Origin of the sequence: Ramlibacter aurantiacus (assembly GCF_016722895.1) — a bacterium.
GTDB classification, from domain to species: Bacteria; Pseudomonadota; Gammaproteobacteria; order Burkholderiales; family Burkholderiaceae_C; genus Ramlibacter; species Ramlibacter aurantiacus.
The window spans coordinates 123,715-139,038 of record NZ_JAEQNA010000003.1 but is presented as its reverse complement, the minus strand read 5'-3'; the positions used below and the strand labels follow the sequence as shown (position 1 = coordinate 139,038).

Genomic DNA, 15,324 nt, shown 5'->3' with positions numbered 1-15,324 from the left:
GCGTTTGTCTCCTGTGCCTTGGGGGGAAATCGTTCTCAGAAAGTCTTGGATGGCGGGGTCCAGCCTTCGCCGCCGGGTGGCTTCTGCAGCATCGGCCGGTTGTAGATCTCTCCGAGCGCGGCATAGAAGGGACCGCCCAGCCGGGCGATCGGCCGCATGGCCGCGCTGTCGACGCGTCGGCCGTCGTACACCGCGTCGGACAGGTGGAAGGCCACCACCTCGCCGATGTAAAGCGTGTTGATGCCGCGGCCCAGCGTGATCACCTGGTCGAGGCGGCACTCCATCTGCACCGGCGAAGCCGCGATGCGAGGAACCCTCACGTGCCGGCTATCCAGCAGGGGAATGTCCAGCGCCTGCGCCTCGCTGACCCCCGGCGGAAACTCCTGGGCCGTCCGGTGCATCAGCTCCATGTTGTCCTCGGTGGTGACGTTGACGACGAACTCGCGCGTGAGCGCGATGTTGCGTGCCGTGTCCTTGGTGTGGCCGCTGCCAGGACGCTTGGCGATGTTCACCGCCAGCATGGGGGGGCTGGTGGCCACGTAGTTGTAGGAGCTGAAGGGCGCGACGTTGACCACGCCCTGCTCGTCGACCGAGGTGATCCAGGCCACCGGACGGGGAGCAACACAGCCAACGAGCAGGCGGTACGCCGTCTCGGTGTCCAGGCGCTCGCCGTCGACGCAGCTGAAATGTTCGTGAACCATGTCCATGCCTCCTCATACCCCTGTGGTAGTGGGTGTTGCGTTTTTCGAGGAAGGCACGCATGCCCTCCTTCTGGTCTTCGCTGTCGAACAGCCGCTCGAAATAACGGCGCTCCAGCGCAAGGGCTGCCTCGAGCGGCAGGTCGCCGCACAAGCGCACGGCGCCAGCTTGGCCGCCATGTTCAGCGCGTTGCGGCGCTGCGGCCAGTCGATGGTCAGCAGGGCCGCCGGTCCCTGCCGCTCCACCAGGAGCACGGGGGTGCCGGCGCTCATGCCGAGCCTTCGGCCTGCACGGCGCGCTGCAACCACACGCAGGCGCGGTAGCGGTCTTCGGCATACGTACTCGACAGATGCCGCAGCGCTTGCAGCACCAGGGGCAAGCCGATGCGCCGGCCCCAGGCCAGCGGCCCGAGCGGGTAGTTGACGCCCATGCACATGGCGGCGTCCACGTCCTCCTCGCTGGCGACGCCCTGGTAGAGAGCCTCGGCGGCCTCGTTGACCAGCATGGATACGGTGCGCATGACGGCCATGCCGGGCACGTCCGCGAGCACCGACACGCGTTTGCCCAATGCCGCGAACAAGCCCGCGGCCCGCGCCACGCCGGCCTCCCCGGCGTGCTGCGAGGCCGCCAGGGCGACGCGGGAGCAGTCGGCGTAGTCAAGCGCGAGGTCGAACAGCACCACCGGCTCGCCCAGGATGCCCGCGCGCTCGGTGGCGGTCCGGCCATCGCTGAGGGCCAGCGCCAGGCCGTCCACCCGAAGCAGGCCGTCGCCGGGCCGACGCTCGACCGCCAGGCCCGGGCAGGCCGCGATCAGCCCGGCCAGCGCCTGCGCCGGCCCCAGGTCGCCTTCGATGCACACCGCCCCGGGAGGCGGGCCCCCAGCGAACTCCTCGGCCCGCACCGGTGCAGCCTCCTCGGCGTAATCGAAGAAGCCGCGGCCGCTCTTGCGGCCCAGCCAACCGGCATCGACCAGGTCCTTCTGCACCAGCGATGGCTTGTAGCGGGCATCCTGGAAGAAGGCCTCGTAGACCGAGCGTGTGACGGCGAAGTTGACGTCATGGCCGATGAGGTCCATCAACTCGCAAGGGCCCATCCGGAAGCCGCCGCACTCGCGCATGACCGCATCGAGCGTTGCCGGCCCCGCCGCCTGCTCCTGCAGCAGCCGCAGGGCCTCGCCATAGAACGGCCGGGCCACGCGGTTGACGATGAAGCCCGGCGTGGAGCGGCAGGCCACAGGCGTCTTGCCCCAGGCCCTGGCAGTGGCCGCCGTCACGGCGGCGACTTGCGGCGAGGTGGCGTGGCCGCTGACCACCTCGACCAGGGGCAGCGTCGGCGCAGGATTGAAGAAATGCATGCCTACCACGCGCTCGGGGCGACCGAGACGCCCGGCCAGCGCCGTGACCGAGAGCGACGAGGTGTTGGTGGCCAGGATGGCATCGGGCGGCAGGCGGTCGGCCAGCGCGGCGAAGACGGACACTTTCGCCTCCAGGTCCTCGCAGATGGCTTCGATGGCCAGCCCGATCGCGTCCCAGCTGCCATCGGGCAGGCCAGGTCGCAGCCGCGCCAGGACCGCGTCGCGCTCACCGGCAGTGAGCTTGCCCCGCTGCACGCGCCGCTCGAGGCTGCTGCGCACCAGGCCAAGGCCGCGGTCGATCGCGGCGGCGCCGGTATCACTGAGGTACACCAGGTGCCCCGCCGCGGCCGCCACTTCGGCGATGCCGCTGCCCATGGTGCCGGCGCCGATCACCAGCACCGCCCTGTCCCTTGGGAGCGGGATCGGTTCAGCCATCGACCGGCTCCGTGTCGCGGATCGAAGGGCGTTCACGCAGCCGCTCGTACCAGGCCGCCAGCCGCGGCGCCTGCTGGCGCCAGCCGAATGCCGCGAAGCGGTAGTCCATGTAGCCCAGCGCGCAGGCCAAGGTCAGGGGGCCGATGGAGAACGGAGCCAGCGCCAGCGCCGGCGCCTCGGTGTCGAGTTGTGCGAGGCTGGCTCTCGCCTTCAGCTCGAAGGCGTCGAGCAGCGCCTGCAGGGGCTGCTCGCGTTCGCGCTCGTTGCGCCACAGGATCAGCGCATCCAGCAGTCCATCGCCGAACGCGTGCCAGCGCAGGGCCTGCCACCTGGCATCGCCGGCTGCGGGAAACAGCGGACCGTCGACGAGCTCGTTGAGGTATTCGCAGATCACCACGGAGTCGAACAGCACCAGGCCGTCCTCGCGCACCAGGGTCGGAATCTTGGACAAGGGGTTGTCCGCCATGATCTGCGCGTTGGGCTGGAGCATGGCCGCGACCGATCGCACCAGCTCCAGCCGGTCCAGCAGGCCCAGCTCCTGGGCGCAGACCATCACCTTGCGCACATAGGGCGACTTGGGCGACCAATGGAGCCTGAGTTTCTGCTGCATCAGATCGCTCCTGCATGGCGCAAGGCGCCGATCTGGTCTGCGCCGTAGCCCAGTTCGGCCAGGATGGACTCGCTGTGCTGCCCCAGCAGCGGCGGTGCATCGCAGGACGGCAGCACGGCCTCGGCGAAACGCATCGGGCTGGCCACCTGGGGCACGTCCACGCCGCTGGGATGCGGCACGTGGCGCAGCATGCCGCGCGCCTTGACCTGCGGTTCCTCGAAAACGTCGGCCACCGAATTGATCGCGCCGCAGGGCACGCCAGCGGCATCGAGGGCGGCGATCAGCTCCTGGCGCGAGCGCCGCGCGAACTCGGCGCGCAGCAGGGGCGACAGCTCATCGATGTTGCGCACCCGCTGGGCGTTGGTGGCGAACCGCTCGTCCCGCGTCCACTCGCCGCGGCCGAAGACCTCGCACAGCCTGCCGAACTGGCTGTCGTTGCCGACCACCAGGATGACGTCGCCGTCGGCGCAGGCGTACACGTCCTGCGGCTGGATGTTGGGGTGCACGTTGCCGTTGCGTTGAGGCACCTTGCCCGACACCAGGTAGTTCATGGCCTGGTTTGCCAGCGTGGCCACCTGCACGTCGAGCATGGCGATGTCGATGTAGTCGCCGCGTCCGGTCTCGTTGCGCCGCGCCAGTGCCGCCAGGACGGCGACGGCGGTGTACATGCCGGTCATCAGATCGACGATGGGCACGCCCACCTTCTGCGGCCCGCCGCCGGGCCGCCCGTCCTTCTCGCCGGTCACGCTCATGAGGCCGCCCATGGCCTGGATCAGGAAGTCATAGGCCACCTGGTCACGGCGCGGACCGCTCTGGCCGAAGCCGGTGACCGAGCAGTAGATCAGGCGGGGGTTGACCTTGCGCAACGATGCCTCGTCCAGTCCATAGCGCGCCAGCGTGCCGCACTTGTAGTTCTCCAGCACGATGTCGGCACGCGCCGCGAGCTGCTTGACGATCTCCTGGCCCTCCGGCTTGTCCAGGCTCACCGTGATGGAGCGCTTGCCGCGGTTCACGGCCAGGTAATAGCCGGCCTCGCGGGTGTCCTGCCCGTTCGCGTCCTTGAGGAAGGGCGGCCCCCAGGAGCGCGTATCGTCGCCGGCACCCGGCCGCTCGACCTTGATCACTTCGGCGCCCAGGTCGGCCAGGATCTGGCCGGCCCAGGGCGCGGCCAGGATGCGGCTCAGGTCGAGCACCCGCACATGGGACAGCGGGCCTTGGAAGGTGGTCATCTGGAAACGCTCCTGGAAGTCTTGCGGCAATTCTGTACAGGCTCCCGCCTCTCGCCTACGGGCGCGGCCGCAACGCTGTCATGCGGCACGGCGCAAGGCTCATGCCCGCACGGCCCAGTCGGACAGCGCGTGTGCAACGGCCTCGGGCTGCTCGGCCGGGAGGGCGTGGCTCGCGTCCGGGACCACGTGCACCGTGACCTTGTCGCCGAGCACCTCGCGCAGTTCATCGCGCGTACCCGGCGGCCGCCACGGGTCGTGCGCCGCCTGCAGGTCCAGCACGGGCGCATGGCTGACGGGCCACCACAGATCCTTGGCCGGCATGCTGCCGGCGCGGCGGTAGGCGGCCGCCAGGTGCGGATGCCAGCCCTCCAGCCAGGCCGACGCGTCGTGCCCCGGCGCAAAGAACGCGTGCTGCAGCGCGGCCACCCGCTCCTGCCTTGGGCGCTCCGGGTCGGCCGCCACGTCCAGCGCTTGCGCGAGCCCCTTCGGAAAGACCCGCGCCGCCCCGGCGATCACGGCCACGCCGCAAACCCAGCGGGGATGCTCCAGGTCCGCGACGCGCGCGATGAAATGTCCGAAGGCATGGCCCGCGACGATGGCGGGGCGCCCCAGCAGCCGTTCGATCGCACAGGCCACGTCGGCGGCCAGCGTGTGCAAGCTCAGGTCCGGACCCGGCGCGCTGCTGCGGCCCATGCCGCGCGGCAGCGGACGCAGGACGGTGTGGCCCCGGCGCTGAAGCGCCTTCGCGAGCGCCTGCAAGTCGTGCGCGTCGCGCTGCGAGGAAGGCAGCAACACGAAGGCAGGCGCCGCGCCGGCGGCGGCTTCGTCGACCAGGACTTCCAGCCAGGCCCCCGCCTCACGCGGCAGCAGCTGCGAGGCGGTACCCATGGCCTGATCAGTCCGCCGTGGCACCCGACTTCTTCACGATCTCCGTCCACTTGGGAATTTCGCTGCGGATCAGCGCGGCGAAATCCTCGGGCGTGCCGGACGTCGGCTCGATGCCCAGCCCGATCATCTGCTGCCGCAGCGCCGGCGTGGCCATGGCGCGGGCGATCGCACCATTGAGCCTGGCGATCACATCGCCAGGCGTGCCGGCCGGAGCCAGCACGCCCAGCCAGTTCGCGACTTCGTAGCCCGGCAGGCCCGACTCCGCGATCGTGGGCACGTTCGGCAGCGAGGCCATCCGGTTCCTGGAGGTCACGCCCAGGGCCCGCACCTTGCCGGCCTTGATGTGCTCCTCATAGACCGCGTAGGAGTCGAACGTCATGTTCACGCGGCCGGCCAGCACGTCCGTCATCAAGGGCGCGCTGCCCTTGTAGGGCACGTGCAGCAGGTTCACGCCGGCCTGCGATTCGAATAGCGCGCCCGACATGTGGCTGGAGCTGCCGCTGCCGGCCGAGCCGTACGACAGTTCGCCCGGCCTGGCCTTGGCCAGCGCCACCAGCTCGCGGATGCTGTTCGCCGGCACCGAGGTGTGCACCACCAGCACCCGGGGCGTGGTGTGGGTCAGGCTCACGGGCGCGAAGTCCTTGACCGGGTCATAGCGCAGGCGCTTGTAGAGCGCAGCGTTGATCGCCTGCGTGCCCATGGTGCCGAAGAACAGGGTGTAGCCGTCCGGCGCCGACCTGGCCGCTGCTTCGGCCGCGGTGGTGCCACCGGCGCCCCCGCGGTTCTCGATGACGACCTGCTGGCCGAGCTCGCTGCCCATGCGGCTGGCCATGCTGCGGGCCATCGCATCGGCTGCGCCGCCGGCGGGAAAGGGCACGATCAGGCGGATCGGCTTGTCGGGAAAGGCGGCACGGACCGGGCCCGCGGCCGAGAGGGCCCAGGTGCCTGCGAGGCAGGCCGAGAGGAAGCGGCGTTTGTTCAGCATATGTCTCCGTGCGGTGTGCGTTGCGCCGCGAGACTAGCCCGCACGAGGCCGCGTGACTGCGCGTACCCCGGCATTTCTGGTTTGCCGGCCCGGACATGGCTGCTCTTCGACGGCTTAGCCATCCTGGGCCTCAGCCGCATGCGCTCGGGGCATCGCGCTCGACATCCATGCCGCCGCCGGCGCGAGATCTTCGAGCAGCTGCTGGGCCGCGCCGACGGGATTCGCACCGCGAAGGCGCGCGCGGCGATGCATAGCTGATTTGCGGCGGCGGTGGGTGTGCCAGGCGCCTCCCCGTCCGTAAATTTCGGCGAACGGTCACGACGGACCGCGCCAGACGAGGAGACCCTTTCCATGACCTGCCTGACAGGTGTTCGCGTGCTCGACCTGAGCCGCGTGTTTTCCGGGCCGTGGGCGGCCCAGATGCTGGCCGACTTCGGCGCCGATGTGATCAAGGTCGAGCGGCCCGGGCGCGGCGACGACGTGCGCCAGCAGGGCCTGCGGGCGCGGGATGCCGAAGGCAACGAGACCCGCGAGACCTCGTCCTTCCTCGCGATGAACCGCGGCAAGCGCTCCATCACGGTCGACATCGCGCGGCCCGAGGGCCAGGCCCTGGTGCGGCAGCTGGCCGCCGGCAGCGACATCGTCATCGAGAACTTCAAGGCCGGCGACCTTGCCCGCTACGGCCTGGACCATTTCGCGCTGCGCGCGCTGAACCCGCGGCTGGTGTACTGCTCCATCAGCGGGTTCGGACAGACCGGCCCCTATCGCCACCTGCCCGGCTACGACCCGTTGTTCCAGTCCATGAGCGGGCTCATGAGCATCACCGGCCATGCCGACGATGAGCCCGGCGGCGGGCCGATGCGCGTGGGTTATTCGGTGGGGGATATCACGGCCGGCTTCTACGCGATGGCCGCCATCCTGGCTGCCCTGCGCCACCGCGACTTGGTTTCGGGCGAGGGCCAGCACATCGACCTGGCCCTGCTCGACGCACAGCTCGCGTCGATGTCGCACGTGGCCATGATGTACCTGGTCTCGGGCCGCCAGCCCCCGCGCCTGGGCAATGCCTCGCCCATCACCTGCCCCTGGCAATCCTTCGAGTGCGCCGATGGCCAGCTGGTGGTGGCAGTGGGCAACGACCCGCAGTTCGCCGCCTTCTGCCAGGTGCTGGGTCATCCCGAATGGGCCGCCGACGATCGCTTCGCGACCAACCCGCAGCGTGCCAGGAACCGCCAGGTGCTGGTGCCCATGCTGGCCGAGGTGCTGCGCCGGCGCCCGGTGGCCGAGTGGCACCAGCGCTTCGAGGCCGCCGGCGTGCCGACCGGCCCGATCAACGACTTCGAGCAGGTGTTCGCCGATCCGCAGGTCACGCACCGGCAGATGCGGCTGACGCTGCCGCACCCCACCGCCGGGAGCGTCCCGCAGGTGGCCAACCCGGTGAAGTTCTCGCAGACGCCGGTGCAGTACCACCGCGCGCCGCCGCTGCTGGGCGAACACACCGTGGAAGTGCTGCGCGAGCGACTGTCGTTGGACGATGCGCGCATCGCGCAATTGCGGCAGGACCAGGTGATCTGACATGGGCGATCTGGAATCGATCCGGATGTTCCGCGACAGCGCCGCCGCGTTCCTGGGCGCGACCGACCAGCGCCAGCGCGTGCGCGCGCTGGAGGACGGCGGCGGCGGTCTCGACCGGGCGACCTGGCACCAGCTCGCCGGGCTGGGATGGTTGTCGGTGCTGGTGCCGCAGGACGCCGGCGGGTTGGGACTGGGCATGGCAGAAGCCGCCGTGATCGCCGAGGAAGCCGGCCGGCACCTCCTGCCCGAACCGCTGGTCGACGCGGGCGTGCATCCCGTGGCGCTGCTGGCGCGGCTGCCCGCCAGCAGCCTGCGCCAGGAACTGCTGGACGCCATCCAGTCGGGCGAGATCGTGGCCGGGGTGTCCTGGCAGGAATGTGCCGGCGAGCTCGAACCTGGCTGCGGCATGGCCTGCGCGAGCCGGCACGGCGAGGGGGACGGCGCCGCGGTCACCGGACACAAGCGCTTCGTGCGGCCGGGAGGCGCCGACGGCTGGATCGTGGCCGCGAGCCTGGACGACGAGCCGGCGTTGTTCTGGGTACCGGCGCAGACACCCGGCCTGTCCACACGGCACGAGGCCGGCGTGGACGGCAGCGCCATCACCACCTTGTTCCTGGACAATGCCGCCGGCCGCCTGCTGGCGGTGGGCGAGGCGGCGCTGTCGGCTCTCAAGCAGGCCGAGGACCTGGCCCGGATCGCCCAGGGCGCGGAACTGGTGGGCATCGCCCGCCGCAGCCTGGAAATCACGCGCGACCACCTCTGTACCCGGGTGCAGTTCGGCAAGCCGATAGGCAGCTTCCAGGCCTTGCAGCACCGCCTGGTCGATGGCCTGATCCAGGTCGAGCTGGCCACCGCCGTCCTGCGCGAGGGCCTGCTGTCGCTGGACCCGGACAACCTGGCGGCCACCGCGAGCCGGATCAAGGCGCGCTGCGCCCATGCCGCGGTGGAGATGACGCGGATGGCGATCCAGCTGCATGGCGCCATCGGCACCACCAACGAGTACGACATCGGCCTCTACTTCAAGCGCGCGATGACGCTGGCCAGCCGGTCGGGACATGCGGCCTCGCATCGCCGGCGCTGGCAGCAGCACGCGGCGCAGGCCGCGGCGCGCGCGCCGGCCGCGGCGGTTCGCGGCGATGTCGACCTCTCCCCCGAGCAGGACTGGGAGCGCATGCCCGAGCCGCAGTTCCGCGAGCTGGTGAGGGCCCTGTTCGCGCGGCACTACCCGGCCGAGCGGCGCCACATGCCCTATCGCCAGACCTGGGCCCAGTCGCGCGGGTGGTACCTGACCTTGTCCCGCCTGGGCTGGCTGGCGCCCGCCTGGCCCCGGCAATACGGCGGCATGGGGCTGCCGGCGGACAAGCTCATCGCCTACATCGAGGAGAGCGAGGCCTGGGGCGTCGCGCGCCCGCCCGACCAGGGCCTGGTGATGATCGGCCCGATCCTGATGCGCTTCGGCACGGAGGAACAGCGCCAGCGCTTCCTGCCCAAGGTGCTGGCCGGCGAGCATGTCTGGACCCAGGGCTATTCCGAGCCCGATGCCGGCTCCGACCTGGCCGCGGTGCGCACGGAAGCCGTGCTCGAGGGCGACCACTTCATCGTCAACGGCCAGAAGACCTGGACCACCTGGGGTGCCGACGGCACCCACATGTTCATGCTGGTGCGCACCGACAAGACCGTGAAGAAGCAGGCGGGCATCAGCTTCCTGCTGGTGGACCTGAAGACGCCGGGCATCACGGTGCGCCCGATCCGCAACATCGCCGCCGAGCGCGAGTTCTGCGAGGTGTTCTTCGACAACGTGCGGGTGCCGCTCGCCAATCTGGTGGGCGAGCTGAACCAGGGTTGGACCGTGGCCAAGGCGCTGCTGGGATTCGAACGCCTGTTCACCGGCAGCCCCAAGCACTCGCAGCACACCCTGCACCAGCTCGAGAAGCTGGCCCGCCAGCGCGGGCTGCTCGAGGACCCGGCCTTCGTCGCGCGGCTCGCGGAGCTGCAGCTGGACACCGCCGACCTGGCCGCGGCCTACGCGGGCTTCGCCGCGATGGCCAAGCGCGGCGAGCCGATCCCGGCCACGATCTCCATGCTGAAGATCTGGTCCACCGAGACCTACGAGCGACTGGCGCTGCTGCTGATCGAGTCGGCGCAGGACTATGGCGCGATGCGCGACCACTGCCACACCGACGAGATCGACCTGCACGTCGTGGCGCCCTTGTTCAACGCCCTCGGAGCCAAGATCTTCGCGGGCAGCAACGAGATCCAGCGCAACATCCTGGCCAAGGCCGTCCTGGAGCTGCCCTCATGAGCGACACCGCGACGGCTGCCGTCCCATGGCTGCTGGAGACCCCTGCCGGCCGCGGCAAGGGCCCGAACTTCGGCTCCGATCGCGTGCGCTACACAGCGCCCGTGCCCGTGGGCTCGCGGGTTCGCCTGCACCAGAGCGTGCCGAGCGCGTGGGCGCCGCGACCCACCTCACCACCCTGTGCGAATTCGAGATCGAGGGCAACAGCCGCCCGGCGGTCCTTGCCGAGTTCATCCTGCTGATGCACGGCGTGTAGTCGCAGGCCCCGCGTTCCTTCCACCACACCACGGAGACACTCCATGAAAAAGCGTTCCCTGCTCGCGTTCGCGCTCATCACCGCCACCGGCTTGGGCAGCCTGTCGGCACCCGCCCATGCCCAGGGCAACTGGCCCGCACGGCCGGTCAAGCTGATCGTGCCCTATCCGGCCGGCGGCCCGGTGGACCAGTTGGCGCGAACGATTGCGCCGCGCCTGGGCGAGGTGCTGGGCCAGAGCATCGTGATCGAGAACAAGTCGGGCGCCAGCGGCGTGATCGGCATGGACGCGGCCATCAAGGCCGAGCCGGATGGCTACACCTTCGGCTTCGGCGTTCCGGGTGGCATCACCGTGCTGCCGCACCTGCAGAAAATGCCCTACGCGGTGGACGAGATCAACTACGTCAGCCTGGTCGCCCGCATTCCGCAGGTGATCACCGTGGGGCCGCAGGTGCCGGTCAGCACCCTGCCCGAGCTGGTGGCGATGGCCAAGGCGCAGCCGGGCAAGATCAACTACGGCTCGGCCGGCAACGTCACCACGCCGCACCTGGGCGCCGAGCTGCTCGCGCAGGAGACGGGCATCAAGATGCAGCACGTGCCCTACAAGGGCGCGGCCCCCGCGGTGACGGGACTGCTCGGCGGCGAGATCCAGGTGCTGGCGGCCGACCTGCCGGCAGTGATCGGCTTCTCCTCGCGGGGCGTGAAGATCCTGGCGGTGGCCAGCCCCCGCCGCTCCGAAGCACTGCCCGACGTTCCCACCACCGCCGAGGTGGGGCTGCCCGGGGTGGTGAACGAATCCAGCTACGGCCTGATCGCCCAGAAGGCGACGCCGCCGGCCATCACCCAGAAGATGCGCGAGGCGTTGATCACCACGCTGAACACGCCGGCGGTGAAGGAGCAGTTGGCCAAGCAGGGCGCCGTCGCCACCAGCACGACGCCGGATGAATACCGCAAGCTGATGCAGAGTGAATCGGCCAAGTGGGGCGCGCTGGTCAAGAAGGCCAACATCACCCTGAATTGAGCGCGGCTGGCCGGGCCTGCACGGCGCGGGCATGGCGGCCCCGTGCATGCAGCGCCGGGATTACCGGCCGTTGAACACGGGCGCGCGCTTTTCGGCGAAGGCGCGCTGGGCTTCCCGGGCGTCCTCGGTCCGGGCGATCTGTGCCGTCATGTCCTGCTCGTAGCGGTAGCCGTCGCGCAGGCTCATGTCCTCGATGACGTTGAGCGTGTGCTTGAACATGCGCGTGGCGACCGGGCTCTTGGCGGCGATGGTCCGGGCGATGTCGAGCGCCGAGGGCATCAGCTCCTCGGGCGCCACGCAGGCCTCCACGATGCCCAGGCGGTACAGCTCCGGTCCGCCGACGCGCATTCCGGTGAGGGCCATGCGACGCAGCCGCGAATGGCTGAACAGCCGCATGGCATGGCGGCCACCGCCCAGCAGGCCGACATCCACCTCGGGCATGCCGAGCGCGGCCTTGTCGGAAGCCACCAGGATGTCCGCCGATGCGCACATCGCCAGGCCCGATCCGAGGGCGGCGCCGTTGATGGCGACGACCACCGGCTTGGCACACTCGCGGATCGCATGGAAGCACTCGCGCGTGCGCCGGGAGTGCGCGGGCAGATCACCCGGCCCCTGGATCACCGAGGAGCGGCCCTTCAGGTCGGCGCCGGCGCAGAACACCTTGCCGGCGCCGGTGAGCACCACGGCCCGCACCTCGTCCATTTCCGAGATGCGGTCGAGGGCCAGCGTGAGCTCGTCGTTGAGCGTGCGCGTCAACGCGTTCACCGGCGGGACGTCCAGGGTCAGGGTGGCGACGAAGTCGTCGAGTCGATAGCGCAACTGGGTCAGGTCGTTCATGGGGTTCCCTCAGACACGTTCCAGGACGATCGCGATGCCCTGGCCGACGCCGATGCACATGGTGCACAGCGCATAGCGGCCACCGCTGCGATGCAACTGATTGACGGCTGTCATGGCCAGGCGGGCACCGGAGGCGCCGAGCGGATGGCCGAGCGCGATGGCGCCGCCGTTCGGATTCACGCGAGCATCGTCGTCGGCGAGTCCCAGCAGGCGAAGCACCGCCAGTCCCTGCGCGGCGAAGGCCTCGTTGAGCTCGATCACGTCGATCCGATCCAGTGAAAGGCCGGTGAGCGCCAGCACCTTGCGCGTCGCCGGCGCGGGGCCGATGCCCATCACGCGCGGCGGCACGCCAGCCGTGGCCATGCCGACGACGCGGGCGCGCGGTGTCAGGCCGTGCCGGCTGGCGGCCTGTTCGCTCGCGAGCAGCAGGGCGCAGGCGCCGTCGTTCACGCCGCTGGCATTGCCGGCCGTCACTGTGCCATCCGGCCGCACGACGCCCCTGAGGCGCGCCAGCGCCTCAAGCGAGGTCTCGCGCGGATGTTCGTCGCGGCTCACGGGAACGGGCTCCCCCTTGTTCTGCGGCACGCTCACCGGGACGATCTCCGCATCGAAGAAGCCGGCTTGCTGCGCCGCCACCGCCTTGCGCTGCGATGCGAGGGCCATTCGATCCTGCGACTCCCGCGTGATGGCGTAGTCGGTCGCGACGTTCTCGGCGGTTTCGGGCATGGAGTCGACGCCGTACATCTGCTTCATCAGCCGGTTGACGAATCGCCAGCCGATGGTGGTGTCGTGGATGGCGTTCTGGCGCGAGAAGGCCGTCTCGGCCTTGGGCACGACGAAGGGCGCGCGGCTCATGCTCTCCACGCCGCCGGCAATCATCATCGAGGCGTCACCCGAGCGGATGGCCCGCGCCGCCGTGCCCAGCGCATCCAGCCCCGAGCCGCAGAGACGGTTGACGGTGCTGCCCGGCAGCTCGAACGGCAACCCGGCCAGCAGGCTGGACATGCGCCCGACATTGCGGTTGTCCTCGCCGGCCTGGTTGGCGCAGCCGAAGACCAGGTCCGTGACGGCCTGCCAGTCCACGCCCGGGTTGCGCGCCATCAGCGCCTTGAGCGGGACCGCGCCAAGATCGTCGGCACGCACCGAGGACAGGGAACCGCCGTAGCGACCGAAGGGCGTGCGAATCGCATCGCAGATGTAGGCGTGCTGGCTCATGGATGGCGACGCTCACTCGTTGGTCGTGATGTTCGCCTGCTGGGCCAGTGCCCGCCATCCCTGCGAATCTGCCTGGACGAAGCTGGCGAATTCGGCGCCCACCAGCGGCGCGGGCTCGACGCCCTTGTCTTTCAGACTCTTGAGGAAGGCCGGATCGGCCAGGATTTCGCCCAGCGCGCGGCGCAGGGTTTCCGTCGAATCGGCGGGCATGCCCGCGGGCCCCGCGATGCCGAACCAGTTCACGACCCGCAGCTTGGGATGGCCCAGCTCGGTGGACGTGGGCACCTGCGGGAGCAGGTCACTGCGGCGCTCGTCGAGCACGGCGAGCACCTTGGCCTTTCCTTCCTGCGCCAGGGCCCGGATCGACCCGGGGGACACGATGCTCGCGTCCAGGTGACCGCCCTGCAGGTCGTTCAGGACCGGGGACATGCCTTTGTACGGAATGATGTTGAGGTCGATGCCCAGCTGCTGCTGCAGCATCGCGGCGCCCATGTAGTCGAGCGATCCCACGCCGGAGGCGCCGATGCGGATGCTGTCGGGCTTGGCCTTGGCCAACTTCACGAACTCGGCGAAGGTGTTGGCAGGAAAAGCGTTGCCCACCGTGAGGGTGAACGGGGTCGTGGCGATCCGCGCGATGAAGGTGAAGTCGCGCTCGACCGAGTAGCGAACCGCCTTGCTGATGGCTGGCAGGATGCCCATGCTGGCCGTTGCGCACAGCAGCAGCGTATTGCCATCCGTCGGCTTGGACTGCACCACGGCCTGCGTGCCCAGCATCGAGCCGGCGCCCGGGCGGTTCTCCACGATCCAGCTGCGCCCCAGCTTCCTGCCCAGGGCGTCGGCCACCAGACGGCCAACCGCGTCATTCGAAGCACCTGCCGGAAAGGGAACGACGATGCGCGAGACCGGCTGTGACCACGCGCGCAAGGGCGCGAAGGAGGCCAGCGCCAACAGGCCGGCGGACTGCACCAGGGTGCGGCGGGTGAGCGGGAGGTTTTGTCTCATGGGTGGGTCCTCATGCGGAAGAACGAATCGGCTCAGCGAGGAAGTCGAGCACGATGCGGTTGAACGCATCGGGACGTTCCCAGTTGATGGAGTGGCCTGCATCGCCGATCTCGGCGAAACGGGCGTCAGGCAGGTGGCGTGCCCAGGCCCGCATCAGCGCGGGCGGCGCCAGCAGGTCGGCGCCGGCCATGACGATCAGCGTGGGCGCCGCGATGGTCGAGACCTTGGCGAAGGTGTTGGGCGTGCGCAGCGGCTGGGCCGGGGCCTGCGGCTGCCGAGCTGCGTGCTCCATGGCGATGAACCGCTGGAAACCGTCCGGGTCCTCAGCGCGGTAGGCCGCGCCGACTTCCAGATACGGCCGCACCTCCAGCCGACCCGTGAGCCCGGGCACTGCGATGCGCGCAGAGAACGCCTGCATCTCCGACTCGCTGAACTGCCCGTTGCTGGCCGCAACGATCAGCCTGGTCACGCGCGAGGGCTGCCAGGCGGCGTAGTCCAGGGCGGCGAAGCCGCCGCCGGCCACCCCCAGGAGGTGGAAACGATCGAGCCCCAGTTCACCGGCCAGAGCCTCCAGGTCTTGCGCGATGGTGCCCGGCTGCTCGCCGGTCGCGGGCTGCGCCACGCTCAGGCCCCAGCCGCGGCGATCGAACGCGATGACGCGATGACCCGCCGCATGGAACGCGGTGAGCTGGGGTTTCCAGGATTCCACCGTCGAGGTGTTGGCATGCAGCAGCACCAGCGGCGTTCCGCCGCCGCCGGTGTCGACCACGAACAGGCGGGCACCGGGCACCGCGATGCTTGCTGCCCCGAAGGGGGTGTCGGCCCAGCATGGGAGATCAGTGGGGTCAGGCATGGCGGCATTGGGAACGGAGCAGCCATTGTGGGAAGCCGATCGCGTTCGCGATATGGCCTGGCGTGCAATCCA

General features: G+C 70.0%; 13 protein-coding genes. 3 read left to right on the top strand and 10 right to left on the bottom strand.

What is annotated here, in order from left to right; all coding sequences use genetic code 11:
* Positions 1–35: 35 nt before the first annotated feature.
* The 6 genes from JI739_RS10635 to JI739_RS10610 all read right to left on the bottom strand — a co-directional run bounded on the left by JI739_RS10635 (position 36) and on the right by JI739_RS10610 (position 6,200).
* On the bottom strand, positions 36–701 hold the full coding sequence (locus JI739_RS10635) for a flavin reductase family protein (protein WP_201683877.1): 666 nt from the start codon (positions 699–701) through the stop codon (positions 36–38).
* Positions 702–967: 266 nt separating this feature from the next.
* Positions 968–2,488 (bottom strand): 3-hydroxyacyl-CoA dehydrogenase, encoded by a 1,521-nt coding sequence (locus tag JI739_RS10630; RefSeq protein WP_201683876.1) that lies wholly within the window; start codon positions 2,486–2,488, stop codon positions 968–970.
* Positions 2,481–3,098 (bottom strand): glutathione S-transferase family protein, encoded by a 618-nt coding sequence (locus JI739_RS10625; protein ID WP_201683875.1) that lies wholly within the window; start codon positions 3,096–3,098, stop codon positions 2,481–2,483. The genes JI739_RS10630 and JI739_RS10625 overlap by 8 nt, the downstream gene beginning before the upstream one ends.
* Complete coding sequence (locus JI739_RS10620) at positions 3,098–4,327, bottom strand: CaiB/BaiF CoA transferase family protein (RefSeq protein ID WP_201683874.1); 1,230 nt, start codon at positions 4,325–4,327, stop codon at positions 3,098–3,100. Before JI739_RS10620 ends, JI739_RS10625 begins: the two co-directional genes overlap by 1 nt.
* 99 nt (positions 4,328–4,426) lie before the next feature.
* Positions 4,427–5,215 (bottom strand): alpha/beta fold hydrolase, encoded by a 789-nt coding sequence (locus tag JI739_RS10615; RefSeq protein WP_201683873.1) that lies wholly within the window; start codon positions 5,213–5,215, stop codon positions 4,427–4,429.
* A 7-nt stretch (positions 5,216–5,222) separates the two neighbouring features.
* The gene (locus JI739_RS10610; RefSeq protein ID WP_201683872.1) at positions 5,223–6,200 is read right to left on the bottom strand and encodes a Bug family tripartite tricarboxylate transporter substrate binding protein; all 978 of its coding nucleotides are present in this window, start codon (positions 6,198–6,200) and stop codon (positions 5,223–5,225) included.
* 351 nt (positions 6,201–6,551) lie between these two features.
* Here JI739_RS10610 and JI739_RS10605 point away from each other — a divergent pair, with 351 nt between their 5' ends.
* From JI739_RS10605 to JI739_RS10595, 3 genes are all read left to right on the top strand, one after another.
* On the top strand, positions 6,552–7,772 hold the full coding sequence (locus JI739_RS10605; protein ID WP_201683871.1) for a CaiB/BaiF CoA transferase family protein: 1,221 nt from the start codon (positions 6,552–6,554) through the stop codon (positions 7,770–7,772).
* A 1-nt stretch (position 7,773) separates the two neighbouring features.
* Positions 7,774–10,074: an acyl-CoA dehydrogenase family protein gene (locus JI739_RS10600; RefSeq protein ID WP_201683870.1), complete on the top strand. Its 2,301-nt coding sequence runs from the start codon at positions 7,774–7,776 to the stop codon at positions 10,072–10,074.
* Between the two features lie 296 nt (positions 10,075–10,370).
* A complete protein-coding gene (locus JI739_RS10595; protein WP_201683869.1) occupies positions 10,371–11,345 on the top strand; it encodes a Bug family tripartite tricarboxylate transporter substrate binding protein in 975 nt (324 codons plus the stop codon).
* 60 nt (positions 11,346–11,405) lie between these two features.
* On the opposite strand, the gene JI739_RS10590 is transcribed toward JI739_RS10595, so the two are convergent.
* Genes JI739_RS10590 through JI739_RS10575 form a run of 4 tightly spaced genes read right to left on the bottom strand, consistent with a single transcriptional unit; the run spans position 11,406 to position 15,252 of the window.
* A complete protein-coding gene (locus JI739_RS10590; protein WP_201683868.1) occupies positions 11,406–12,182 on the bottom strand; it encodes an enoyl-CoA hydratase/isomerase family protein in 777 nt (258 codons plus the stop codon).
* 9 nt (positions 12,183–12,191) lie between these two features.
* Positions 12,192–13,397, bottom strand: a complete 1,206-nt coding sequence (pcaF, locus tag JI739_RS10585; protein ID WP_201683867.1) for a 3-oxoadipyl-CoA thiolase — start codon at positions 13,395–13,397, stop codon at positions 12,192–12,194.
* Between the two features lie 12 nt (positions 13,398–13,409).
* A complete protein-coding gene (locus tag JI739_RS10580) occupies positions 13,410–14,399 on the bottom strand; it encodes a Bug family tripartite tricarboxylate transporter substrate binding protein (RefSeq protein ID WP_201683866.1) in 990 nt (329 codons plus the stop codon).
* A 10-nt stretch (positions 14,400–14,409) separates the two neighbouring features.
* Positions 14,410–15,252, bottom strand: coding sequence for an alpha/beta fold hydrolase (locus JI739_RS10575; protein ID WP_201683865.1), 843 nt, complete (start codon positions 15,250–15,252; stop codon positions 14,410–14,412).
* Positions 15,253–15,324 lie beyond the last annotated feature (72 nt).